The sequence below is a fragment of the Flavobacterium frigoritolerans genome (assembly GCF_025847275.1).
Taxonomy (GTDB): domain Bacteria; phylum Bacteroidota; class Bacteroidia; order Flavobacteriales; family Flavobacteriaceae; genus Flavobacterium; species Flavobacterium frigoritolerans.
On record NZ_JAOZEV010000013.1, the window covers coordinates 111961 to 136730 of the forward strand.

Consider the following 24770-nt stretch of genomic DNA (forward strand, 5'->3'; position numbering starts at 1 on the left):
GTCAAAGTAAATTTTTAAGTAATATATACTAGCAAAAAAGCATTCTTAGAGTCATCCTAAGAATGCTTTTTATGTTCTTGTCTACTCGGGTCTAATCACAGCAATAGTGGTGCTTTATTTTAGATTTGGATTCCTTTTTTGATATAAAATCAGGATGCAAATTGGTCACGTTTTTCACATCTTTTTTTAGTCACATTAAAATTTGTTGTTTTTTATTTTAACAAAAAACTTACAAAAACACATGCTTAGTCAAACATTTTGTAATATATTTGGTACAATGACTTTCTTCTTGTTTTTCTTTAATAGGTATATAACTAGTTTTAAATGAGATTGTTAAAACAAAATAACAATCATTTTTACGAACACTAAAAAAGAAATATGAGAAGAATCTCAATTAACCAAACCTATTAACTATGTTATTAACCGATAACCATTTTACTGTTGTCGTTGGTATCGACATCCACTTTACCACCTTACCTCCATTTAATCCCTTTCATCCTTATATTGGGATTGTTATTGACCCATTTGATTATGTTCCTTTTTTAGGAACCAATGTACATGTAAATGGCAAGAAACGTGGAAACTCAGACACCAGTGGGATTATAATTCCCTTACAACACATTCCACTTTTTTCACCTTGGGTAATGGCACTAATTATCGGGCATGAAAGCATGAACTTTTTTGCATCAGAAACCGTTTATTCCGATGGTACTCGAATGAGCCCCAAAGGACATATGTTGATGACTTGTAATGATATCGGAATCCCGCTATCAATGGCTGTAGGTAAAACCAAAGTAGGTAAAAAAATGTTACCCTTTGCGCCAACACTATTTGCGCCAACTTCGTTTTCACTGCCAATTCCTACAGGAAAACCAGTTATGATAGGTGGTCCATATCCGCCAGATTGGGGCGGGATGATAACAGGTTTAGCATCCAGTATCGGATTTAGTACGCTATTGAAAAAAGCTAGAGGTCTTGTCAAAAAGTTTAATCTTAGTGGAAAAAGTCCAAAAGGACTTAAAAAGGTGCTTTGCAGATTTGGATTTGAACCTATAAACCTTGTTAATGGAGCAGTAATATACGAAGGCAGTGATTTTGATATAGCCAGTCCAATATCCCTGAACTGGGAACGCACTTGGTACTCTGACTCTGAGTACATAGGCTGGCTCGGGCATGGTGTACACAGTATATATGACCGAGCAGTAGAATTATATCCCGAAGAAGAAGCCTTAGGACTGCGTATGGACGACGGAAGACTAGTTGGTTTTCCTGCTCTAATGCCCGACGAAGAGTTTTACCTGCGTGAAGAAAAAATAACCTTAAAAAGAACTCAAGACGGCTATCAAGCTTACGACCATGCCAGTAAACTTTTTTATGATTTTACCTTATTTGATGGTAAAAAATACCAACTTACCCAAATTACCAATCACGACGGGCTTTGTATCATTTTTGAGTTTACAGGAAATCGCTTAAACAAAATCATTGATGCTTCAGGCAGAGAAATACAAGTAAGCACTAAAGATGGATTTATCCAAAAATTAGAACTGGTTACACCCGAGCAAAGCGAACTTTTAGTGACCTATGAGTATGACGAACACTACAATATGGTGGTGATTCGTGATGCTTTACAAAAACCAACAGTTATTGAGTTCGAAAACCACTTGATGGTAAAAAAGACCGACCGTAACGGACAAACTTTTTACTGGGAGTACAACACCGAAAATAAGTGTACTCACACTTGGGGCGATGATGGGTGGCAAGAAGGTTGGATAGAATACCATAAAGAAGATGAAGAGAGTTATAACCTTGTAACCGATGCCAACGGAGCAGTAACAACATATTATTACGAACCAAGCCAACTTGTTACAAAAGTAAAAGACCCATTAGGCAATAGCGTATATTATACCTATACGGAGTTTATGGAATTGTACCGAGAAATCGACCAAGAAGACCGCATTACGGGATTCAATTACGACGATATGGGCAATAAAATAAGTACAACTTATGCCGATGGTACAAAAGAAATGATGTTGTTTGACGACGAAAATCGTCCAACGATAGCCATAGACCCTGAGGGGCAAAAAACAATCTATATCTACAACAAAGAAAAAGCACATCAACTTAAAACCATAATCGCACCCGATAAAACCAGTACCCATTTTACTTATAATGATGACGGACTACTGGCAAGCGTTGCCAAAAACAATAATAAGTTGCAATTGGTTTACGATGAGCAACACAACCTTATAGAGTGGCGAGAAAACGACCAAAAGTTAAAAACTTGGGAATACAACTACCGAGGGCGTGTACGAGCGATTTACACCCCAATGCAAATGGCGGACTATTTTACGTATGATGCGCTAGACAGAGTACAGCAAATTGTAGAGAAAGACAGTAACGTAATTGAGTTTACCTATAATAATTACGATGAAGTAATTGCTCTAAAAGACAGAAAAAACAATATCAAGTTTAGCTATACCCCAATGGGGAGTTTAGCTACAAGAGAGCAAAACGGCGTAAAAGTACGTTTTACTTACGATAAAATGGAACAGTTAAAAAGCATCCAAAACGAAGACTACGAAAACTACACCTTTACCCGAAATAAAGCAGGGCATGTTATAAAAGAAACTGCATTTGATGGAATAGTAAAAAAATACAACCGCAACCTAGTTGGTGAAGTAACCCGAATAGAAAGACCAAACGGGAAATATACAGAATACGAGCAAGATGCACTTGGGCGCATCACTAGAGCCAACTACCACGATGGAACTTGGGAAATATATACTTATAACAAAAACGGACTGTTGGTAGAAGCTACCAACCAAAATGTAAGCATCTATTTTGAGCGCGATGCAAATGGAAGAATCATACAGGAAACACAGAAACAACAGTTAGACGTTGTTGAAAACGCAATAACATTAACAGCCACATACAATGCCTTAGGTCAACGTACCAATATCAGTACCAGTTTAGGAGCTGATATTAACACACATTACAACCAAAAAGGACAACTAGAACGTATAGAAGCGCAAAGCACGGAACTTAAAGAACAACATCAGGCTTGGGAAACGACCTTAAAACGAGACGAATTAGGGCGAGAAATAGAACGCTATGCCACAGGTGGACTACAGATAAAAACGAGTTACAACAGCAGCGGCAAACAAAAAGAGCAAGAAGTATTTGCTAATGGCAAACGCACAGGTTCGCGTTACTACAACTGGGATACCAATCAGCAACTTCGTAGTGTGGTAAACCAACTTACAGGAGGAATGACCTTTTTTGATTATGATGATTTTGGTAACCTAGCTAAAGCGGATTATGATGGAAAAGGAGAATTATATAAAACCCCTGATGCTGTAGGGAATCTCTATAAAACACATGACCGTAGCGACCGAAAATATGGCAAAGGTGGCAAACTGCTTAAAGACGAGAAATATTATTATAAATATGATGACGAAGGGAATTTAATACACAAAAGCCCTAGAAATATTCTTGAAAAGCTGAAATTTCCTGAACCCACCAACTGGATGGACAGATTAGCGGGCAACAAAACAGAAGAAACAAGATTGCAACACGAGCACGAGCAGTGGCAACAAGGCGATACTGGCTACAGCTGGCTTGCTAACGGAATGCTCGAAAGTGTACAAAACCCCGATGGAAAAGTAATACGCTTTGAATATGATTCACTTGGAAGAAGAACCGCTAAAATTGCAAACCAAGAAATAAATCGTTATTTTTGGGATGGAAACGTGCTGTTGCATGAATGGAAATATCCATTAAACGAAAGACCGAAGTTAATTGTTGTTGACGAAGATAATTTGGTTTACGATAAACCCGAACCAATTGAGAATTTAATTACTTGGGTTTATGAGGAAGGTAATTTCGTACCGAGCGCAAAGATTATTGGCGAAGAGAAATTTTCTATAGTCAATGATTACATTGGTCGTCCTGTACAAGTTTACAGTGAAGCAGGAGAATTAGTCTGGGAAACAGATTATGATATTTATGGAGGGCTAAAAGATTTAAAAGGAGATAAAGGTTTTATGCCTTATCGCCAAGCGGGGCAGTATGAAGATGTAGAAACGGGGCTTTATTATAATAGATTTCGCTATTACAATCCTGATACTGGAATGTATTTGAATCAGGATCCAATTGGACTCGCTGGGAATAATCCAAACTTTTATGCGTATGTAAAAGATTCTAATAGTTGGATTGATCCGTTTGGGTTAGATTGTAGTAAGCATATAAAAAGAGGGCAGAAACAATTAGATAAATTTAGAAAAAATTATTCAGCACCTCTTGAAGATGGAGGTCATTTATCAAAACATTCTATGCCTCAATCTAGGATAGACGAAGTAGTTTCAAATCCTCAAGCTGTATTTTTCGATAAAAATCAGAATACATTAAAGTTTTTTAAAGATGGAGATGTTATTGTAGTGGATAATAAAGGTAAAGGTATTACTGCTTTTGGTAAATCTGATATAGATGGTATGCCAAAACCAATCGAAAGTTTAACTTCTGGCAATTACGTAGATAGAGTTTTCCAAATTGAATAGTATGAAAAAAAACATTATCAATGGAATAGTTGAGCTAATATGGGACACTCCTTTTTATTCAGGCAAATATGAAGGAGATGACACTTTTAGTGTTGATGAAAAAGGAAATATATGTGGGTTAGTATTAACAACAGCAGGCAAGGAAGAGGTTGGGTCAGATTTTTTAAAAGTTAATATCCCTCCTATCAATTTTGATTCTAATAATTTTGAAAAATTAAAAATTAATGATTTTTCGGAGTCAAAGAGACAATATTATTTTGATGACAAGATACTATTTGATTACAGAGACACTAAAAATTACTTTGATTTATCTAAATTCAAAATTAAAGTCATAACTAATAATATTGTAACATTTTTCAATGTAAATAACAAAATAGAGTTTTTATTGGTGATAGATATATATTCTTTTGATTTTTACCCAAATTCTTCTGAAGATAGTCCATTAAAATTAGATGGATTTAATTTATTTTTAAAAAAACAAATATGGGATTTTTTCGTAAGGAGTTATTTGTACCAATATGATTGTTCATTAGGTGAATATGTTGACTCTATTAATAGTGGGGAAAACTTATTAAAAAACAAAGACATTCCGCTTAGTATTATAAGATTTATAAATTCGCAAGTAGAATTTTGGAAAGAAATAATCGAAGATGAATACCCGAATTCTTATGAAAAGTTGTGAAACCCGATTGTTCTGATATGCGCAACGATAGTGCGGAAATTCTTTCCGTGCCGTCAAAGAGAATCGACAAAGAATAAAAGAATCTAACCTCGTCTTAATGGCGAGGTTTTTTTATGTTTACGAAATATAAAATACCAATTGGAAGCAATAAAGCGGTCTCATTCCAGTCGTTCTCTTAGTTCCATTCGTTGCTACCTTACGTTCGGCGTGGCTACTTTTTTTATTTTTTGAAAGAAAAATAGCTTATTTTTGAAATTACGCTGGAAGAAGTTCTTTTAAAGATAGTAAGTGATTTTAAAAAAGTATAGTATAAACTGTATTTATCTCGTGTAAATATGGAAATATTCATATTCATGAATGGAAATATCCATTAAACGAAAGACCAAAATTAATTGTTGTTGACGAAGATAATTTGGTTTACGACAAACCCGAACCAATTGAGAATTTAATTACTTGGGTTTATGAGGAAGGAAATTTTGTTCCGAGCGCAAAGATTATTGGCGAAGAGAAGTTTTCTATAGTCAATGATTACATTGGTCGTCCTGTACAAGTTTACAGTGAAGCAGGAGAATTAGTCTGGGAAACAGATTATGATATTTACGGAGGGCTAAAAGATTTAAAAGGGGATAGAGGTTTTATGCCTTATCGCCAAGCGGGGCAGTATAAAGATGTAGAAACCAATCTTTATTATAACCGTTTTAGATACTATAATTCTGATACAGGAATGTATTTGAATCAAGACCCGATAGGAATTGAGGGAAGTAATCCAAACTTTTATGCGTATGTGCATGATAGTAATAGCTGGGTAGATATTTTTGGGTTAGATCCTGGAAAAGCTATAATTAATCAATTTAAAAATGGGCATCCTGAGGGTCATTATACAATAGAGATACAAACTCAAAGAGGGTCAAGTCTAACCACCCATCAAGTAATAACTAGTGAAAACCACAGTACAACCAAAATCACTAATAACACAAATGGATTGGGATCAAATCCTTATGAACTTGTTCAAACAAGTACAATTAATCTAGCAGATGCAGATGCCGCTATGAAATACCAGAAAGAGTCTGTTAAAATCTCTGATTTAGGAAAATATGATGCTATCAATAACAGTTGCTTATCTCATGTAACTGACGTATTAGAAAACGGAGGTGAAGCTCCTGTATCTAAAACTAGATTAGGATATGCAAAATTCTTACGAAGAAATGGATTTAATTTAATAAAATGTAAATAAAATTATGGGAATGATTCAATGTGTAAAACATGGTTTATCTGGAATCGCAATTAATATTGAAAATTCCATATGTGAGAAAATTAATAAAAACCAAGAACTTTTCTCTTCAAATTTAAGTGTTGTTAAAGTTTACTTGTATGATGGAGAAGAATATTTATATAATCTGAATTACATCATTACTAATGAAACAAAAAAAAAGTATAATCTTAAATCAGTATATAAAATTCATAATGAAGAAGATGAAAAACAATTAAAAGACTTAGATAGCTTGGTAGGAGTAATTTGCAATAAGTGCCTTAATGATTATCAATTTATCAACAAGATTAAAAATATTATTAATGAGTATAAAAAAAGAGATTAAAGATAATAATTCTAAACCCTACAAAAAAAATAGGATTTTATTTATAGAGGGTTAAAGGAAATATCAATCGTTTATTCCTTTTAGGTAGCTTGGGCAGTATGAAGATGTAGAAACGGGGCTTTACTATAACAGGTTTAGATATTACAATCCTGAGACTGGACTGTACTTATCGCAAGACTCGATTAGACTCGCTGGAAATAATCCGAATTTATATGCTTATAGTTCTAATAATAACTATTTTACTAATTTATTAGGGCTATCTCTGTCCCCCGCTACCGCACGAATCTTTTCGTGTGGCATCCTGATTAAAACTAAACATCTATGATTTATTATAAACGCTTAATACTTTAAAAATAAGTAAAAATATAAATTTCATAATCCTGCAAAAAAAGGATTAATTTATAATGCCAGAGTTTACGTGCACAGTAGTTTAATAAATTATTCAGAGCAAAAAGGATTAGTTGATGATGTAATGTTTGATGTTCAAATAGAACATATCACACGAAAGGATTCGTGCGGTAACTGGGCTCTGAAGTCGATGTCGATATAGCCAAAAATGCTTTTATCCCAAATAGTCCTAATCATGATGGAATTAGGAAAAGCTCGGGCAATAGAAATTGATGACTTAAATAAAAACAATAAACCCTTGTGAACAAAACTTCACAAGGGTTTGTCTTTGCAGAGAGGATGGGATTCGAACCCACGATATGTTGCCATATACACGCTTTCCAAGCGTGCGCCTTCAGCCACTCGGCCACCTCTCTATTATAGGATTGCAAATAACATGAAAAAAACTGAGCTATTAAAATAAAATCAACTAATCCTTACATACTTTTTCTAAATTCTTCTACAAAAAGCTTTACTGCCTTTTTTTGATATGCTCCTCCTATAGTAAGCATAAACGAATCTCTCTTTGTAGCCACTCCCGTTATCTGAATTGCTTTAAGGTTATCCCAGCCTTTTAGTGCTTTTTCTGTAACTACAGTCGCCCAATGGCCACCTTCAACCAATCGAAATAATGCATGAATTGCATTTAGCTCAATAGAGACTCGAGGTTTCATATTATTCTTTATAAACAATTCATCCAAAAACTCTCTCGAATTAAACCCTCTTGCAGGTAAAATAAGCGGTAGATTTTCTATTTCTTTAAAAGCAATTGTATCTAAACTTGCGAGTTCATGCGATTTAGCAACAGCCATAACTAAATCAGAAGTAAACAAAGGGACTTTATGAAATGGCTCTTCTATTTCATATGAAGAAATTAATAAAACCAAGTCCAGCTCATTATTCAATAATTTTTTCTGCATGGGTTCTGTAGTCCCATATTCAACCACAATTTTTAAATTCGGGTAGGTTCTCGCAAATAAATTGACAATTGGCAAAACCAAAAGACCAAAAATATAAGTAACCCCAATGCGTAATTCGCCGCCAATCATTTCATTTAAATCGTCGATTGCCTGCTTGCTGCTCTGCACACTTTCTATCACTTGTTTGGCATGAATCAAAAAAACGGACCCTGCTTCGGTGAGCTGAACTTTTTTACCAATCCTAACAAACAAAGGCATTCCGAGTTCTTCTTCTAATTTTTTTATTTGCTGTGATAATCCCGATTGAGTTACAAAACACAATTCAGCAGCTTTTGTAAAATGAAGTACTTCTGCTGTTTTAATAAAATATTGCAATTGATAGATTTCCATATTGATAAGTTTTACTACTTATTATCAGTAAAATTATTAATTTTTCTAATGAAATCATAATCCCGAACTTTGTAAAAAAATATTCAGCATCATGTTTAAAGCCTTAAAATCAAAAAACTTCAAACTATTCTTTTACGGACAATCAGTGTCTGTGATTGGTACATGGTTGCAAAAAACGGCCGTAAGTTGGATGGTTTATAGCATTACAGGTTCTGTTTTTCTATTAGGGCTAACTACTTTTTTAAGCATGATTCCATCTTTGTTTCTTGCTCCTTTGGCTGGAAGCATTATTGGCCGTTACGACAGACACCGCAGTATAATTATCTTGCAATCTTTGGCAATGTTTCAGGCTGGTGCAATGGCTCTGCTTATTTATCTCAAAATATACAACATCAACTTTATTTTAGCATTAAGTCTTTTGCAGGGAATTATAAATGCATTTGATATGACTTGCAGACAAACAATGATGATTGACATTGTAGACAATAAAGAAGATTTACCAAATGCAGTTGCTTTAAACTCTACTCTTAATAATTTTGCCCGAATTGCTGGTCCTGCCTTAGCGGGAATTATTTTGCATCAATATGGCGAAGACATCTGTTTTATTGGAAACTTCCTGAGTTATATTCCAGTTATTATTTCTTTATTAATGATGAAAATTACTCCTCACATTAAAGCAACGGATAAACTTAAAATGCTCGAAGATTTTATTGAAGGCTGGGATTATGTAAAAAAAGAAAAAGAAATGGCAAGAATGCTTTTAATGCTAATGTGCAGTAGTTTGTTTGTTATCTCTTTCAATACGCTAATGCCTGTTTTTGCAAAAGATATCTTTAGTGGTAATGCTGAAACTTTTAGTTGGTTTGAAAGTGCTGCTGGTATTGGTTCTATTGTATCGGCTATTTACCTAGCCAATTTAAAAACAGCAAAAAACATGAACAAAATAATGATTGCAGCCAGCCTTTTAATGGGCTTTAGTATTATTATTTTGGCCTATTCAAACAGTTTAACAATAGCTCTTATTTGCATGGGATTAAGTGGCGTTGGAATGATGGCTCAAACCTCATCGATAAACATATACATCCAAACACAAAGCACAGTTAATATGCGTTCAAGAAGTATTAGTTATTATCTTATGGCATACCAAGGAATGATTCCTGTGGGGAGTCTGATTATTGGCTATGTTTCTCACACATTAGGAGTACGCCACACAGTTGCAATACAGGGAATAGTATGTATTATTTCGGTAATCGTGTATGTTTACTACAAAAAGCTCAGCTCTCAAGAAGAGTTTCAGACTTGTGAGGTTCATTATAAAAACTAATAAATTCCAATTATCGACAAACTTGTCATTCTGAGCGGAGTCGAAGAACACATAAGTAGCTCGACATAGTTTGTAGATTTACTCGTACGATTATTCGACTCCGCTCAGAATGACAAGTTTAGAGAAGAAGTTCACTAAAATGAACTTAATCATTTATATGTTTAACTGAATTTAAAGAGAAATCTCACCGCGTAATGCCGTTTCAAAAACAGTCTTGAAATTTTCTGCTTCAATTCCATGTCCCAACAAATACATTAGTTTTGTAATTGCAGCTTCGGTTGTGATGTCTTTTCCTGAGATAATACCAAGTTGTTTAAGTTCAGTACTTGTTTCATATTGCCCCATATTCACACTTCCGCCTGAGCATTGCGTTACGTTTACGATATGCATGCCTGATTGAATTGCTTTTTTGATAGTACCTAGAAACCAGTCTTCTGTTGGTGCATTTCCAGAACCATACGTTTCCAGAACAATTCCTTTTAAGCCTGGAATTGCTAGTATTCCTGCAAAAACAATCTCGCTCATTCCCGGAAACATTTTTACTATTGCAACATGATTGTCTAACTTTTTGTGAACAATCAGTTTAGCATCTGTTTTTATAGGAAGAAACAAATGTCTGTTTAATTTCAAATGAACTCCAGATTCTACCAATTCAGGATAATTTGGAGCCGTAAAAGCTTTAAAATGCTCTGCATTTACTTTAGAAGTTCTGTTACCACGGTATAATTTGTACTCAAAATACAAGCAAACCTCATTAATTACAGGTTTTCCATCTTCCTGAAGTGAAGCAATCTGAATCGCCGTGATTAAATTTTCTTTAGCATCTGTTCGCAAATCTCCAATTGGCAATTGCGATCCAGTAAAAATAACTGGTTTTGCTAAATTTTCTAGCATAAAACTCAATGCTGATGCTGAGTATGACATTGTATCCGAACCGTGCAGCACTACAAATCCATCAAAAGAATTGTAACTATCTTCGATGATCATGGCAATTTCTGTCCACTTATCCGGATTCATGTTCGATGAATCAATAGGATTATCATAAGAAACCGTTTCGATTTCACAATCCAATTGTTTCAGCTCTGGAATTTTTTGCAATAATTTATTAAAGTTGAAGGCTTTGAGCGCTCCAGTCTCAAAATCTTTACTCATACCGATAGTTCCTCCGGTATAAATTAAAAGTATTTTGGCTTTAGATGGCATCTTGGTATTTTAATTTATTCACTACAGGATTTGCATACATTGCAAGAATTCCTTGTACTGCAATTGGATTATCGCTACCGATACGCATCTCTAAACGTCGTTCGAATAATGATTTTTCGTTTTCTTTATACAAATGAGAGAACTTATCTGTTTTATTTAAGATGTCGTAGGCGATGTAATTAGTTGGCCACAATTTATAATTTTTCAATATCGAATCATCTATAGCTTGCGCCAATGCTTGAATTTGTTTATTCGCATTGTCATTTTCTGCCGCAATCTGGTCAATTTCTTTATCTAGAACATCCCCAACAGAAATGTGTATTCTTTTTTTAGTTCCCATGATACCACTTAAAATGGTCATGAAATCTTCATTTTTTTCTTTTATGTAAATCTCGTTATTCGCTTCTGCCATTAATTGTGGCATTTTTAGCGCATCAGTCGGGTCATATTCGTATGAAATAGAAACTGGAACGATTTTCATTTTCTTGAAATAGTCCATCAGGTTTGCTTCATCTGATCCCATTCCTAACATTTTTAAAACACCCGGATTTGTAGCATCATTTCCGTCTTTTGTTCTTCCCTCACGTTGTGCAATCCAAACAGAACGGTTCTCACGAAACAATAAATGTCCGATATACTCCGACAACAACTTTGAACTTTGCAGCATTTCACGAGGAGAAAGTCCGCGCAAAACCAAGAAATTACGATTTAATTTAGCTAATATATTTAAGAAACTTTTTTTAACCAAATTGTCTCCAATTGCCGAAGCAGTCATTACCAAACCATGCTCGAATAAGCAAACATTTAATAATGTTGTATCTAAAAGAATGTCTCTATGATTAGAAACAAATAAATAAGAAGTGTTTTTTTCAAGTTTCTCAAACCCCGAAGTGGTTAATCCTTCTGAACTTCTTTCTAAAACTTTCTGAATTGTCTGATAAATAAAATTGCATTGAAAATCACGAATAGAGTGAGTTCTCTTCAATTGTTCCTTCCAAACTTCGTCTTCTAACTCTGGAAATGAAAAATTCATCATAGCTTTCATCATTGGATGATTTGCTACGCCATGAAGGGCTTCATTTACTTCTGAATCATAAAACGGTCGAATCGCATCAAATTTCTGCATTATTAATATCTATATTTAAGTGGACAAATGAACAAAAAAAAAATCAAAGTATCATACGTTCTAAGTTAAATCCCAAAAACGTCTTTTGAATTTTGAGTTGTTATTGTTGCTATTTCTTCTTCGGAAACATCATATATATCGGCTAATTTTGCCACAACGTTCACCAAATAACTACTTTCGTTGCGTTTTCCGCGAAAAGGAATTGGCGCTAAATAAGGAGAATCAGTTTCTAATACTATATGTTTTAAATCGATCTGATTAAGAAATTGATCGATTTTTCCATTTTTGAATGTTACTACACCGCCGATTCCAAGCTTCATATTATAAGATATCGCTTGCAATGCTTGCTCGTGAGTTCCTGTAAAGCAATGAAAAATTCCAAACAAATCATCTGATTTTTCTTCTTCCAAGATTTCAAAAATTTCATCAAAAGCATCACGGCAATGAATCACGATTGGCAATTTATATTGTTTTGCCCATTGAATCTGCGTTCTAAAAGCAATTTGTTGCTCCTTTAAATGGGTTTTATCCCAATACAAATCGATTCCAATTTCTCCGACTGCATAAAATTTTCGCTTTGCTAATTCGGTTTCTACATGCTTTAGCTCATCAAGATAATTATCTTTCACGTAAGTGGGATGCAAACCCATCATTAAAAACACATTATCTGGATATTTCTGCTCCAAATCATACATTGGTTGTGTAGAAGCAGCATCGATTGCAGGAATAAAAAAACGAGAGACACCAGCATCGATTGCTCTTTGAATCATTTGGTCACGATCTTGATCAAATTCTTCTGAGTATAAATGGGTATGCGTATCGGTAATAATTGTATTTGGATTCAATTGTATAATTTTAAAAGCCCAAAATTACGACAATATTAAAAACTTTCCCAATTTGATTGCAATAACCAAATCTCTTGATAAAATGAAGCTCAGATTAAACAGATTCAATAAAGCGAAAACACGGATAAAAACGGATTTTCCTATTCGCAATCTTGTCAGACTGAGCGGAGTCGAAGTCCCGCAAGTAACTCCACAAAAAAATTCGCAAAGTATCTTAAGTCTTTAATCCAACTCGTTCAAGAGCTCTTGTACATCATCATACCCCTCATAATCTTGAGAAATTGTCTCCAATGTTTCTTTACATGATGTGTAATCTTTCTGTTTTAATTTGCTCAAAGCAAGATTCCATAGCGCTTTGTCTTTATACACAGATGTTCCCATTTTTAATTCATTAAAGACAGTTTCGGCTTTATGAAACTCATTTTCTTGTACTAATGCAACCCCATAAAAATATTGAACCTCGGGTGTTTTAATTATTTTTAGCGTTTCCTCAAAAAGCGGAATTGCTTCTTTATACTTTCTTGCATTAAATGCGATTTCGGCTTGTTTTAAAGTAATATTTGTATCTCCTCTTTCTGTAAAAGATGCTTGTTCGGGATGATTAAAATCTTCAAAAGTAGGATTCGAATCGTAATTAAAAAAGAATAAACCAATTAAAACGGCCACAGAAGCGGCAATTGCATAATACCATGGTTTTAAAGACACTGCTTTGGTTTTATTCTTCTTTTTATTAAAATGAGTATTCGAAATCTGGGTTAGATTTTCTTTAAATTCTTCTCTTTCTTTTTCATACCCAAATTTGGTTTCCAAATGAAGATTTACTGTTTTGAAAGTTTCGAATGCTGATGCAAATTCTGGATTTTCAACTAATTGTTTCTCAAAACTTTTTCTTTCTTCAACAGTCATCTCGCCCTGAAGATATTGATCGAATAATATATAGCGTCCTTCGTTCATGACTCCTTATTTTTTAGAGATTTAAAGTTTTTACTTTCCTGAATCCACTCTGTTAACTGACCAATACAAAGCGAATTCTTTTTGCGAACATAGCCGTAAGTAACATTTAGTTTCTCTGCCACTTCTTCCATCGATTTTATTGTAAAACTTAATTTTAGCAATTCTTGGCATTTGTCTCCTAATTTCTGAAACATGACATCAAACAATTGCTGTTTTTCTTCAAATTCTTCTGTTTGGTCAACCAATTCGTGCGCCGATTCATTTACAACAAGCCCTTCAATATACATTTGATCCGGATGAATTTTAGATTGGCTCATAAAACGACTTTTTAATTAGCTAATGTAAAAAAAATCTAAAAACAAACTTCAAATAAAGGGGTAACAATTGCAAAATCAAGTTGATATACAAAAACAAGAATCTTTTAAAACAATTAAATAATTAAAAGAAATATATTTCTTTCACATAGCCCGAGAACTATGCGTATTCAAAATAAGTGAAACGCCTTTTCGAGAGTACAAAATCTATATTTCTATGTGTTAAAATTAATTGCACACAGCAGTTAAAATAAATCAAAAACTGGGGTAACAATTATTCTTCTCCAAAAATCTATTACTATAACAACCATTTAAAACTGCAAACGAATATGATGATATTACCTCAATGGATTTAGAAACTTATGCGAATATCAAAACCGCTTCTGCAGAAGAGAAATCAACGAATTATATGCTATACATCATTAGTTTTTTGGCTGTAATTGGTTTATTTTTGATATTCAATCCCTACCGAAAATGGAAAACCTTCACGAAGTTCTCAAAAAAGAGAAATACAAAAAAATAAAATTCAAAGTTACCAAAACACAACACCTTTTAATTAAAGCCAAAATCAATGGTATTTCCGGAAACTTCATATTAGATACTGGTGCTTCTAATACTTGTGTGGGTTTTGAAAGTATAGAACGTTTTGCGTTGGGTGCCGAAGCTTCTAAAACTAAAGCTGCTGGAGCTGGAGCAACAGGAATGCTTACACAAACGGCATCTAACAATATATTACAAATCGGTTCTTGGAAAGATTTGGATTTTGCTTTGGTAATTTTTGACCTTTCGCACGTAAACGAAGCCTTACGACAATACAAAGCCAGACCTGTTCATGGTATTATCGGAGCTGATGTTTTGCTTCAAGGCAAAGCGATTATCGATTATTATAATCATTATGTATATCTGCAATAAAAAAGAGGCTAAAACCTATCATCCAGACATATCTACAATCCTGATTATAATGAACTATCTACAGGAATACACTCAGCTATAGAAAATCAACATATAAAAAAAGCCATCCTTTGATAACAGAAACTCGTTTATTTTCAAAAATTACATCATTATAAATACACATATAATTAAAATTCAGTTTTTTAAGTATATTTGTTAACAAATTTAACAAACCGATACGTATGAAAAAAACTTTACTTTATCTATTATTTTTACTTACATCCTTTAACTTCTATGCACAAGTCAGCCCTATTGTGCATTGCGATGGAAATACTTTATTTGATTTAACCAGTCGAGAATCAGAAATAATTGGAGATTTAAATCCCACCGAAACTACAATTAGTTATCACCTTAGTAACTATGATGCTAGTAGGGACGCTTATGCAATTCCAAATCCGACTTCGTTTCAGAGTACAGGTGCATCAACTAGTGTTTATGCTCGAATTATTAATACCAGAAGTTTTACCGCTACCATAAAGTCTTTCCTTTTAAACGTTAACCGTTCTCCTCTTGTCTTAGATGGTACCACTGCCTATTCCGGATGTTACAAGTCATTAATAACCTTAAATGCTTCAGGTGGCACCTTTCCATATCAGTATTCAAAAGACGGAGTTAACTATCAAATAGAGCGCTTTTATTATAATATGACACCAGGAACCCATACAATATATACCAAAGACTCAAATGGGTGCACTGCTTCGGCAACTATAGTTGTACAAGATATAACGATCCCCCCTTTAGAAGCGATAACATTAAATACTATGGTTAGATGTAAGGGTGATTCCAACGCAGAAATAATGTCATTTGTATCTGGAGGAACTCCGCCTTATAGCTGTTATATTGAAGAGAAAATGGATGCTTTTGTGAGTGTGTATGAAAATAACTACACCATTCGTAATATACCTGCCGGCATGTACAGGGTAGTTATCAAAGATGCAACGGGATGTCGTGTAATGAACCCTATAGAAGTTCAGGAACCAAAAGCACTTACAGCTACTGCTGTAATTACAGATCAAACAATAACGGTTAATGCAACTGGCGGGTCTAATAAATACAGTTATTCTATAAGTCGCATGCCTTATCAGTCTAGTAATGTTTTCACAATTACATCTCCTGGCATTTATGATGTAACTATTCAAGATGAGAACGGCTGTCTTCTGTTAATATATATCACAATAGACGTACAAGCACCACTTGTAGATGGTAAAAATGAAATCACTTTAGAATATAAATCTGGACAAACTTTAGCTGATATTATAGTTAAAGGTCAAAATATAAAATGGTACAGTACTAAAAATAATTCAACAGGTAGAACTAATAAAATGAGTAAAACTACCGAAACTACCTTACCTCTAACAACCGTATTAGTAGATAACACTACTTATTATGCTTCTCAAACTATTAATGATATTGAAAGTAAAGAAAGACTAGCGGTAACTGTAAAGCTAAATACGTTATCGAATCCTGACTTTGAACTTAGTAGTTTTAAATATCATCCTAATCCTGTAAAAAACATATTAAGTATCGAAAACTCATTTGTTATTGACGAAGTAACTCTTTTTTCTGTTGCTGGAAAACGTATTTTGGATAAAAAAATAAATAGCCTGCATTCTGATCTTGATTTATCAAGTGTTGCAACAGGAATTTATTTCCTTAAGGTAAAATCTCAAGGTCATGAAAAAACGATAAAGATTGTAAAAGAATAAAACCCATATCAATTAGAATAAAAAAAGCCGTCATTTAATAAAAAATGACGGCTTTTCAATTGAAAATTATTATAAACTATAACTCTAATGCTTTCTTAGGATTGTTATCCATCAATAATTCAACTGGATTTTCTAGCGCTTCTTTAATAGCAACTAAGAATCCTACTGACTCACGACCATCGATAATTCTGTGGTCATAAGAAAGTGCTACGTACATCATTGGGTGAATTTCTACTTTACCATTTACAGCAATCGGACGCTCAATAATGTTGTGCATTCCTAAGATTCCTGATTGTGGTGGATTGATGATTGGTGTACTTAACATACTTCCGAAAACTCCTCCGTTTGTAATTGTAAATGTACCACCTGTCATATCATCAACTGTAATCTGTCCGTCACGTGCTTTAATAGCCAATCTTTTGATTTCTGCTTCTACACCACGGAAAGTCAAATTCTCTGCGTTACGAACTACAGGAACCATTAATCCTTTTGGTCCAGATACTGCGATAGAGATATCACAGAAATCATAAGCTACTTTATAGTCACCATCCATCATAGAGTTTACGTCTGGAAATAATGCTAAAGCTCTTGTAACTGCTTTTGTAAAGAATGACATGTATCCTAAACCAACACCTGCGTGTTTAGCTTTGAAAGCGTCTTTGTATTCGTTACGCAAGTTGTTTATTGGTGTCATATTAACTTCATTGAATGTAGTTAACATAGCTGTTTCGTTTTTAGCTGCTACTAATCTTTCTGCTACTTTACGACGTAACATTGATAATTTTGTACGCTCTGAACCACGGTTTCCTCCTGTTGGAGTCCCCATAGAAGGCACTGCATTTAAAGCATCTTCTTTAGTGATTCTTCCATCTTTTCCTGTTCCTGAAACAGTTGAAGCTGTTATATTTTTTTCGTCTAATATTTTTCTTGCTGCTGGCGAAGGTGTTCCAGATGCATATGTTGCTGCTGGTGCCGGAGCCGCTTTTGGCGCTTCTGCCTTAACTTCAGCTTTTGGTGCTTCAGCCTTTGGAGCCTCTGCTGCTGGAGCAGATCCAGATGGTTTTGCTGCGCTAGTATCAATTAAGCAAACTACTGCTCCTACTGCTACTGCATCTCCTTCTTCCGCTTTTAATGTGATTATCCCACTAGCTTCTGCTGGTAATTCAAGTGTTGCTTTATCAGAATCGACTTCAGCAATAGCTTGATCTTTTTCTACATAATCTCCGTCTTTTACTAACCAAGTTGCAATTTCAACTTCTTTTATTGATTCCCCTGGTGATGGGACTTTCATTTCTAAAATCATGTCTTATTATTTTAAATTATGAATTTTATATTTTTAAATTGTTTCGAAAACAACTTTTGTTAATTATATTTTTATTCTTTTAGCCCTGATGGTAGCGGTATCCTTTTTCTTTTTTCTTTAAAAAGGAAAAGATTTAGCGTACAGCAGGAAATAGCTCCTTATTATCTAAACAGATTTTTATCAAAAACCATTCTGATTGCATCTGCATGACGACGTTTTGCACGTGTATAACTTCCTGATGCTGGCGCAGCGTAAGCTTTTAATGATGCTAATCTCCATTTTACAAGATCAAAGTTCATTAACATAAAGCTATAAGCTCCCATGTTTTTAGGCTCTTCTTGTGCCCAAACATAATCGTCTGCATTAGGATATTGTGCAATAATAGCTTTTAATTGCTCTACTGGTAATGGGAACAATTGTTCGATACGAACAACAGCAACATCATTACGTCCGTTATTTTCTCTTTCGGCAACTATATCATAGTAGAATTTACCTGTAACAAAAACTAAAGTTTTCACGTCTTTTTTGTTAACTGTATTATCATCTATTGTTTCTTGGAAACTTCCAGTTGCTAATTCCTCTACTGTAGATACACATCTTGGATCACGCAATAAACTTTTTGGAGAAAAAACTACCAAAGGTTTACGGAATGTTGTTTTCATTTGTCTTCTTAACAAGTGGAAGAAGTTGGCTGGTGTTGTACAATCGGCAACATACATATTTTGTCTTGCACAAAGTTGTAGGTAACGCTCCATTCTTGCTGAAGAGTGCTCTGCGCCTTGTCCTTCGTATCCGTGTGGCAATAATAAAACAATTCCGTTTTGGTTGTTCCATTTGTCTTCTCCACATGAGATATACTGGTCAATCATGATTTGTGCTCCATTTGAGAAATCTCCAAATTGTGCTTCCCAGATAGTTAATGCATTAGGATTAGCCAAAGCATATCCGTAGTCAAATCCTAATACTCCGTACTCTGATAATAATGAGTTGAATACTCCGAATTTTCCTTTTTTGTCCTCAATAGCATTTAATAGAATTACTTCTTCTTCTGAATCTTCTACTTTTACTACCGCGTGACGGTGTGAGAATGTTCCACGCTCTACGTCTTGCCCAGAAATACGAACATCAAATCCTTCTGTTAATAGTGAACCATAAGCTAATGCTTCAGCAGTTCCCCAATCAATAGTGTTGTTGTCGTAACCTGTTTTTCTATCAGTAACAATTTTGGTTATTTTGTTAATGAATTTTTTGTCTGATGGTAAACTTGAGATTGTTTTTATGATAGAATCTAATCCTTTTTTAGCAAAAGTAGTATCAAATTTATTCAACATCACAACATCTGAAACTTGCTCAAATCCTTTCCATTCATTTTGCATGAATGGTGTAATGATTGTTAAATCTTTTTTACGAGACGCTTCAAGATTCACTTCCATTGTTGATTTGTATTCTTTCTCTAATGCATTTACATAAGTTGCATCGATAATACCATCCGACAATAATTTTTGTGCATAAATATCTCTTGGATTTTGATGCTTAGCAATAATTTTATATAAAACTGGCTGTGTAAAACGAGGCTCATCACCTTCGTTATGACCGTATTTTCTGTATCCTAATAAATCAATAAATACATCACGACCAAATTCCATTCTGTAATCTAACGCAAATGAAACGGCATGAACTACAGCTTCTGCATCATCTGCATTTACGTGTAATACTGGCGAAAGGGTTACTTTTGCAACATCTGTACAATAAGTAGATGAACGTGCATCAAGGTAATTCGTTGTAAAACCAACTTGGTTGTTAATTACAATGTGAATTGTTCCTCCGGTTTTGTAACCATCTAATTGTGCCATTTGTATGATTTCATACAAAATACCTTGTCCTGCAATTGCAGCATCACCGTGTACGGCAATAGGTAATACTTTTGAGAAATCGTCTGCGTAATATTTATCTTGTTTTGCTCTGGTAATTCCTTCAATAACGGCTCCTACTGTCTCTAAGTGAGATGGATTTGGCGCTAAGTTAATATTGATATTTTTCCCAGTTCTTGTTTTTTTGTCAGCTGTAAGTCCTAAGTGGTATTTTACGTCTCCATCAAAGTATTCTTGATCGTAATCTTTACCATCAAATTCTCCGAAAATATCTTGTGTTGATTTACCAAAAATATTGGCCAATACGTTAAGACGTCCACGGTGAGCCATACCCATTACAAATTGCTCTACTCCTTTTTCAGCTGCTTTTTCAATCAAAGCATCTAGAGCCGGGATAATTGATTCTCCTCCTTCAAGTGAAAATCGTTTTTGCCCAACATATTTGGTATGTAAGAAGTTCTCGAAAGAAACCGCTTGGTTTAATTTATTTAGAATAACCTTTTTCTCATCTGTAGAGAAATTAGGTTGATTGTCATTTACTCCAAGTTTATCCTGAATCCATTTTACAACATTTGGATTACGAATATACATATACTCTACCCCAATATGCTGACAATAAATTGCCTGAAGGCGTCTCACAATATCTTGCAATGAGCAAGGTGGAACACCAATTACTTTGGCAGCATCAAAAACAGTCGAAAGATCTGCTGTTGTTAGTCCAAAATTTTCGATGTCTAAAGTTGGTGATGATGTTCTACGATCTCTTACTGGGTTTGTTTTGGTAAACAAGTGACCGCGAGAACGATATCCATCAATCAATTTTAATACGTTGAATTCTTTTTGCAATTTTTCAGATACCAAACTACAATCGGCGTTGTTAGCTGCGAATTCAACAATTTGCTGAACTGGCGTCTCGTCGTTGTAAGTTGTCATTCCAAAATCAAAACCTTGGAAAAAACTTCTCCAGCTTGGCTCTACGCTGTCTGGATTTTGCGTATATTGATCGTACAATTGTGCGAAAAACTCTGTATGCGCTGCATTTAAAAATGAAAACCTATCCATAATATTAGTGAATATACTTTTTGTTAAATAGAATGGCAAAAGTACGATAATCGAGTTTATTTAAATCTTTTTTTTACGTACTTTTACGTAAAAATTTGTTAAAATCCGCTTAACTATGAAGAAAAATCATTTTTCAATCGTTTTCAAATCATTTTTTATCATTTTGGGTCTATTATTTTCAAGCGGTACAATCGCACAACAAAAATATTACATCCCACAAAAGCAAAATGATTTCTGGAGCAATGTACAATTTGGCGGTGGAGTCGGATTAAGTTTTGGATCTGGATACACCGATATCTCATTATTACCAAGTGCGATTTACAACATTAATCCAATCGTTGCTGTTGGTGTAGGAGCTCAAATAGGATATGTATCTTCTAAAAATGAGTATTCTTCTTTTCTTTATGGAGGAAGTCTGATTGGATTAGTGACTCCGATTCCTGAAATTCAACTATCGGCTGAGTTAGAACAAATCAACATAAGCACCGATTATAAATATTTTGGACAGCCTCGTTTTAGTGATAATTTCTGGAATACTGCCTTATTCTTAGGTGCTGGTTACCGAGCTGGAAATGTAACTATTGGGATTCGCTATGACGTACTGCACGATGACAAAAAAAGCATTTATAGAGAAGCTTTTATGCCATTTGTTCGTGTATATTTTTAGGAAGGTGCAAAGAAAAGGTACAGAGGTGCAAAGGCAAGAAAAGGTGCAGAGGGAGAAACCTCTGATCCTTTGTAACTCAGAACCTTTGAACCTTAAAAAACTATTTATAAAAATTCCTAAACCAAACCTTCTGCCACTCTCTTTTTAGGATTAAAAAAGAAACTTGTTCGGCTAGAATTACTAAATCTGATCCATCTAGTTTTTTTATTTCGGCTTCAGAAACATCTATAATATAAAGTAGATTTAAATACTCGGCAAACTTATACTGAATCATTCGGTATACTTTTTCGTGCATTTGGATCTTAAGTTCTTCCGGAGAAATACTCATCGGAAAATCAACCCCTTCATTAGCCAAATTAAAATCTTTATTAATTTGTTCGATTAAATTAAGATATAAAACTTCTTTCTCAGCTTCCTGAAGTAGTAGATCTGTATTTTGTGGAGCTATAAACATTTAATTTATGATATTGATTTCAGAATTGATAGATTGAAAAATCTAAACCAGAATCTGAACTGAAATTAAAAATTGATTACTAAAAACTGAAACTGGTTACTAACTCTATACCTTTCTCCCCATTAAGTTTTCACCAAATGTTCGTAATGACAATTTCTTTTCGTCGCTAATATCCATTTTATCTAATGTTTTAAAAGCTTCAAGTGTGTACATTTCTATTGCTTCTTGCGTTTCTTTTGAAGCGCCCGATGTATTAAAAATATTTTTTGCCACCTCTATTTTCTCTGAATTATCTTCAGGCTGTGTTGTAAACAATTCTTTTAACTGTTTTGCAACCTCATCATCAGAATGCGCCAATGCTTTTAGGTACAAATATGTTTTTTTATTTTCGATAATATCTCCACCTACTTGTTTTCCAAAAGTTTCTGGATCTCCAAACGCATCCAAATAATCATCCTGCAACTGGAAAGCCAAGCCTAATTGCAATCCAAAATCATATATTAAATCAGCGTTTTCATCAGAAGTTTTAGCTACAATTGCACCCATTTTCATAGCTGCAGCAACTAGAACCGCTGTTTTATACTCTATCATTTTTAGATATTCAGGAATTGTAACATCGTTTCTTTTCTCAAAATCAACATCCCATTGTTGTCCTTCACAAACCTCCAAAGCTGTTTTACTAAAAAGTTTAGCTAGTTCTCTAAACGTATTTGGTTCATATTGCTCAAAGTATTGATATGCCAGAATAAGCATCGCATCACCTGAAAGTATTCCGGTATTGAGATCCCATTTTTCATGAACCGTTTTTTGTCCTCTTCGCAAAGGAGCATCGTCCATTATATCATCATGCACCAATGAAAAGTTATGAAAAACTTCGACTGCCATAGCTGCCGGAAGCGCTTTACTGTATGCAACATCAAAAACTTCAGCAGTCATTAATGTTAATACTGGGCGCATTCTTTTTCCGCCAAGACTTACAATATATTCAATGGGCTCGTATAAGTTTTTAGGCTCTTTACGGATGGTTTGTTTTTCTAGATAATCAATGAAGAATTCCTGATATTGATAAATGGCATGCATAAAAATAATTTTCGGCTAATTTACAGCATTAAGCCCGCAATGCAAACCCCAATTCTTAATGAAATGTTAAATAATTAAAAATACTTAGGAAACTATTTTGGTGTTTAGAGTTTCCAATATACATTTGCATCGAAATTTAACATGAAGATGGTCAAATCAATTTCTAACTTATCCTGTTAAATCCATTTAATTATTAAAATAGTTATAGATTATGAAAACACACTGGACAATTGATTCTGATCAATCTGATGTTTTAATTAAAATGAGACATTCAATACTTGCCTATTTGGGCGGTTCTATCAATACGTTTAATGGTCATGTTGATCTCCAAAACAATGAGATAGAGGATGCTACTATAGAATTCTCTTTGGATGTAAATAATAAAGATGCAAAACTAGAACAGATAAACACATACTTAAAACTGAATGATTTCTTTGATGTAAATAAATACCCAACAATAAGTTTTAAATCGACTTCATTTCAGAAAGTAAACAAAAATATCAATTTTATTAAAGGTGACTTAACAATAAAAGATGTTACAAAATCCGTTGAGCTTGATGTAGAATTAGTAGAAACTGATTATTATAAAGGCAACAAAAAAGTTTCATTTGAACTTACTGGTGACATAAACCGTAAAGATTTTGGATTAGCATATAATTCATTTAATCATAATAGTGGTCTATTAACTGGGCAGGACATTAAACTTGTAGCTAACTTAGAATTCAGTATCTAAATATTTACATCAAATTGAAGTTTTAAAAATAGATTAAGAAAAACGAAATGAAAGAAAAAATTATATCAAAAGCGAGTGACTTATTCTTAAAACTAGGTTTTAAAAGTGTTACCATGGATGATATTGCGGGTGAAATGTGTATTTCAAAAAAAACCATTTATAAATATTTCTGCAATAAGGAAGTTTTAATTAAAGAGAGTACTTCGTCTGTACATAGACAAGTTCATGAATTAATTGACTCGGTTGTTGCTAAAAAACACAATGCAATTCAGGAAAATTTCGAAATACGTGAAACGTTTAAAAACTTGTTCCAGTCTTCAATTGACACATCTCCAATTTATCAGTTAAAGAAACACTATCCTGAAATATACACTAATTTGATGAGACATGAGATTGATCAATGCAGTCAATATTTTAGAGATAACATTACCAAAGGAATAGAACAAAAATTATATCGTGAAGATATTAATCTTGATATATATGTGAAGTTTTATTATACATTAATATTTCATATAAATGAAAACACGAGCTCCGAAAAAGAAGCTCAAAAAGCAGAACTTGAAGCTCTAGAATACCATACCAGAGCCATGGCAACTCCTGCAGGAATAATAGAACTTGAAAAGCAAATACAAATAATTAGCAATTAA

General features: G+C 33.9%; 20 protein-coding genes, 1 tRNA gene and 1 pseudogene. 11 read left to right on the forward strand and 11 right to left on the reverse strand.

Annotation, left to right across the window (positions count from 1 at the left end):
* Positions 1–413: 413 nt before the first annotated feature.
* From OIU80_RS15660 to OIU80_RS15680, 5 genes and pseudogenes are all read left to right on the forward strand, one after another.
* Complete coding sequence (locus OIU80_RS15660; protein WP_264287925.1) at positions 414–4556, forward strand: RHS repeat-associated core domain-containing protein; 4143 nt, start codon at positions 414–416, stop codon at positions 4554–4556.
* Position 4557: 1 nt separating this feature from the next.
* A complete protein-coding gene (locus OIU80_RS15665; protein ID WP_264287926.1) occupies positions 4558–5238 on the forward strand; it encodes a hypothetical protein in 681 nt (226 codons plus the stop codon).
* Between the two features lie 412 nt (positions 5239–5650).
* The gene (locus OIU80_RS15670) at positions 5651–6472 is read left to right on the forward strand and encodes an RHS repeat domain-containing protein (RefSeq protein WP_264287927.1); all 822 of its coding nucleotides are present in this window, start codon (positions 5651–5653) and stop codon (positions 6470–6472) included.
* A 4-nt stretch (positions 6473–6476) separates the two neighbouring features.
* Entirely contained in the window at positions 6477–6833 is a 357-nt protein-coding gene (locus tag OIU80_RS15675) for a hypothetical protein (RefSeq protein WP_264287928.1), read from the forward strand.
* A 151-nt stretch (positions 6834–6984) separates the two neighbouring features.
* A pseudogene (locus OIU80_RS15680) lies at positions 6985–7158 on the forward strand (hypothetical protein); the annotation flags it as partial.
* 354 nt (positions 7159–7512) lie between these two features.
* Here the strand turns inward: OIU80_RS15680 and OIU80_RS15685 are convergent.
* Together OIU80_RS15685 and OIU80_RS15690 are read right to left on the reverse strand one after the other, a co-directional pair.
* Positions 7513–7597, reverse strand: a tRNA-Ser gene (locus OIU80_RS15685).
* A gap of 60 nt (positions 7598–7657) precedes the next feature.
* Positions 7658–8530, reverse strand: a complete 873-nt coding sequence (locus OIU80_RS15690; protein WP_264287929.1) for a LysR substrate-binding domain-containing protein — start codon at positions 8528–8530, stop codon at positions 7658–7660.
* 91 nt (positions 8531–8621) lie between these two features.
* On the opposite strand from OIU80_RS15690, the gene OIU80_RS15695 reads away from it, so the two are divergent.
* The gene (locus tag OIU80_RS15695; RefSeq protein WP_264287930.1) at positions 8622–9854 is read left to right on the forward strand and encodes an MFS transporter; all 1233 of its coding nucleotides are present in this window, start codon (positions 8622–8624) and stop codon (positions 9852–9854) included.
* A gap of 171 nt (positions 9855–10025) precedes the next feature.
* Here the strand turns inward: OIU80_RS15695 and OIU80_RS15700 are convergent, their stop codons facing one another.
* The 5 genes from OIU80_RS15700 to OIU80_RS15720 form a co-directional block, all read right to left on the reverse strand.
* Positions 10026–11057, reverse strand: coding sequence for an asparaginase (locus tag OIU80_RS15700; protein WP_264287931.1), 1032 nt, complete (start codon positions 11055–11057; stop codon positions 10026–10028).
* A complete protein-coding gene (locus tag OIU80_RS15705; protein ID WP_264287932.1) occupies positions 11047–12183 on the reverse strand; it encodes a 1-acyl-sn-glycerol-3-phosphate acyltransferase in 1137 nt (378 codons plus the stop codon). The genes OIU80_RS15700 and OIU80_RS15705 overlap by 11 nt, the downstream gene beginning before the upstream one ends.
* Positions 12184–12248: 65 nt before the next feature.
* Entirely contained in the window at positions 12249–13028 is a 780-nt protein-coding gene (locus OIU80_RS15710; RefSeq protein ID WP_264287933.1) for a TatD family hydrolase, read from the reverse strand.
* 222 nt (positions 13029–13250) lie between these two features.
* A complete protein-coding gene (locus OIU80_RS15715; protein WP_264287934.1) occupies positions 13251–13982 on the reverse strand; it encodes a tetratricopeptide repeat protein in 732 nt (243 codons plus the stop codon).
* Positions 13979–14299: an RNA polymerase sigma factor gene (locus OIU80_RS15720; protein ID WP_264287935.1), complete on the reverse strand. Its 321-nt coding sequence runs from the start codon at positions 14297–14299 to the stop codon at positions 13979–13981. Before OIU80_RS15720 ends, OIU80_RS15715 begins: the two co-directional genes overlap by 4 nt.
* Before the next feature lie 471 nt (positions 14300–14770).
* Here OIU80_RS15720 and OIU80_RS15725 point away from each other — a divergent pair, with 471 nt between their 5' ends.
* Entirely contained in the window at positions 14771–15208 is a 438-nt protein-coding gene (locus OIU80_RS15725; protein ID WP_264287936.1) for a retropepsin-like aspartic protease, read from the forward strand.
* A 221-nt stretch (positions 15209–15429) separates the two neighbouring features.
* Positions 15430–16953 carry a T9SS type A sorting domain-containing protein gene (locus OIU80_RS15730; RefSeq protein ID WP_264287937.1) on the forward strand — a complete coding sequence of 508 codons (1524 nt, stop codon included), beginning with the start codon at positions 15430–15432 and terminating at the stop codon, positions 16951–16953.
* A gap of 76 nt (positions 16954–17029) precedes the next feature.
* On the opposite strand, the gene odhB is transcribed toward OIU80_RS15730, so the two are convergent.
* A complete protein-coding gene (odhB, locus tag OIU80_RS15735; RefSeq protein WP_264287938.1) occupies positions 17030–18256 on the reverse strand; it encodes a 2-oxoglutarate dehydrogenase complex dihydrolipoyllysine-residue succinyltransferase in 1227 nt (408 codons plus the stop codon).
* 161 nt (positions 18257–18417) lie between these two features.
* The gene (locus OIU80_RS15740) at positions 18418–21189 is read right to left on the reverse strand and encodes a 2-oxoglutarate dehydrogenase E1 component (protein WP_264287939.1); all 2772 of its coding nucleotides are present in this window, start codon (positions 21187–21189) and stop codon (positions 18418–18420) included.
* Between the two features lie 115 nt (positions 21190–21304).
* Here OIU80_RS15740 and OIU80_RS15745 point away from each other — a divergent pair, with 115 nt between their 5' ends.
* A complete protein-coding gene (locus OIU80_RS15745) occupies positions 21305–21856 on the forward strand; it encodes a hypothetical protein (RefSeq protein WP_264287940.1) in 552 nt (183 codons plus the stop codon).
* A gap of 100 nt (positions 21857–21956) precedes the next feature.
* Here OIU80_RS15745 and OIU80_RS15750 read toward each other — a convergent pair whose 3' ends face one another.
* Together OIU80_RS15750 and OIU80_RS15755 are read right to left on the reverse strand one after the other, a co-directional pair.
* Positions 21957–22310, reverse strand: a complete 354-nt coding sequence (locus OIU80_RS15750; RefSeq protein ID WP_264287941.1) for a hypothetical protein — start codon at positions 22308–22310, stop codon at positions 21957–21959.
* A gap of 105 nt (positions 22311–22415) precedes the next feature.
* A complete protein-coding gene (locus OIU80_RS15755) occupies positions 22416–23390 on the reverse strand; it encodes a polyprenyl synthetase family protein (RefSeq protein WP_264287942.1) in 975 nt (324 codons plus the stop codon).
* A gap of 211 nt (positions 23391–23601) precedes the next feature.
* Between OIU80_RS15755 and OIU80_RS15760 the strand changes: the two genes are divergently transcribed.
* Complete coding sequence (locus OIU80_RS15760) at positions 23602–24123, forward strand: YceI family protein (protein WP_264287943.1); 522 nt, start codon at positions 23602–23604, stop codon at positions 24121–24123.
* 47 nt (positions 24124–24170) lie between these two features.
* The gene (locus OIU80_RS15765) at positions 24171–24770 is read left to right on the forward strand and encodes a TetR/AcrR family transcriptional regulator (protein ID WP_264287944.1); all 600 of its coding nucleotides are present in this window, start codon (positions 24171–24173) and stop codon (positions 24768–24770) included.

Bases quoted from the DNA above. Each gene is read 5' to 3' on its own strand.
- OIU80_RS15660 (WP_264287925.1), top strand. From the start codon at position 414: ATGTTATTAACCGATAACCATTTTACTGTTGTCGTTGGTATCGACATC.
- OIU80_RS15665 (WP_264287926.1), top strand. From the start codon at position 4,558: ATGAAAAAAAACATTATCAATGGAATAGTTGAGCTAATATGGGACACT.
- OIU80_RS15675 (WP_264287928.1), top strand. From the start codon at position 6,477: ATGGGAATGATTCAATGTGTAAAACATGGTTTATCTGGAATCGCAATT.
- OIU80_RS15690 (WP_264287929.1), bottom strand. From the start codon at position 8,530: ATGGAAATCTATCAATTGCAATATTTTATTAAAACAGCAGAAGTACTT.
- OIU80_RS15695 (WP_264287930.1), top strand. From the start codon at position 8,622: ATGTTTAAAGCCTTAAAATCAAAAAACTTCAAACTATTCTTTTACGGA.
- OIU80_RS15700 (WP_264287931.1), bottom strand. From the start codon at position 11,057: ATGCCATCTAAAGCCAAAATACTTTTAATTTATACCGGAGGAACTATC.
- OIU80_RS15705 (WP_264287932.1), bottom strand. From the start codon at position 12,183: ATGCAGAAATTTGATGCGATTCGACCGTTTTATGATTCAGAAGTAAAT.
- OIU80_RS15715 (WP_264287934.1), bottom strand. From the start codon at position 13,982: ATGAACGAAGGACGCTATATATTATTCGATCAATATCTTCAGGGCGAG.
- OIU80_RS15720 (WP_264287935.1), bottom strand. From the start codon at position 14,299: ATGAGCCAATCTAAAATTCATCCGGATCAAATGTATATTGAAGGGCTT.
- OIU80_RS15725 (WP_264287936.1), top strand. From the start codon at position 14,771: ATGGAAAACCTTCACGAAGTTCTCAAAAAAGAGAAATACAAAAAAATA.
- OIU80_RS15730 (WP_264287937.1), top strand. From the start codon at position 15,430: ATGAAAAAAACTTTACTTTATCTATTATTTTTACTTACATCCTTTAAC.
- odhB (WP_264287938.1), bottom strand. From the start codon at position 18,256: ATGATTTTAGAAATGAAAGTCCCATCACCAGGGGAATCAATAAAAGAA.
- OIU80_RS15740 (WP_264287939.1), bottom strand. From the start codon at position 21,189: ATGGATAGGTTTTCATTTTTAAATGCAGCGCATACAGAGTTTTTCGCA.
- OIU80_RS15745 (WP_264287940.1), top strand. From the start codon at position 21,305: ATGAAGAAAAATCATTTTTCAATCGTTTTCAAATCATTTTTTATCATT.
- OIU80_RS15750 (WP_264287941.1), bottom strand. From the start codon at position 22,310: ATGTTTATAGCTCCACAAAATACAGATCTACTACTTCAGGAAGCTGAG.
- OIU80_RS15755 (WP_264287942.1), bottom strand. From the start codon at position 23,390: ATGCATGCCATTTATCAATATCAGGAATTCTTCATTGATTATCTAGAA.
- OIU80_RS15760 (WP_264287943.1), top strand. From the start codon at position 23,602: ATGAAAACACACTGGACAATTGATTCTGATCAATCTGATGTTTTAATT.
- OIU80_RS15765 (WP_264287944.1), top strand. From the start codon at position 24,171: ATGAAAGAAAAAATTATATCAAAAGCGAGTGACTTATTCTTAAAACTA.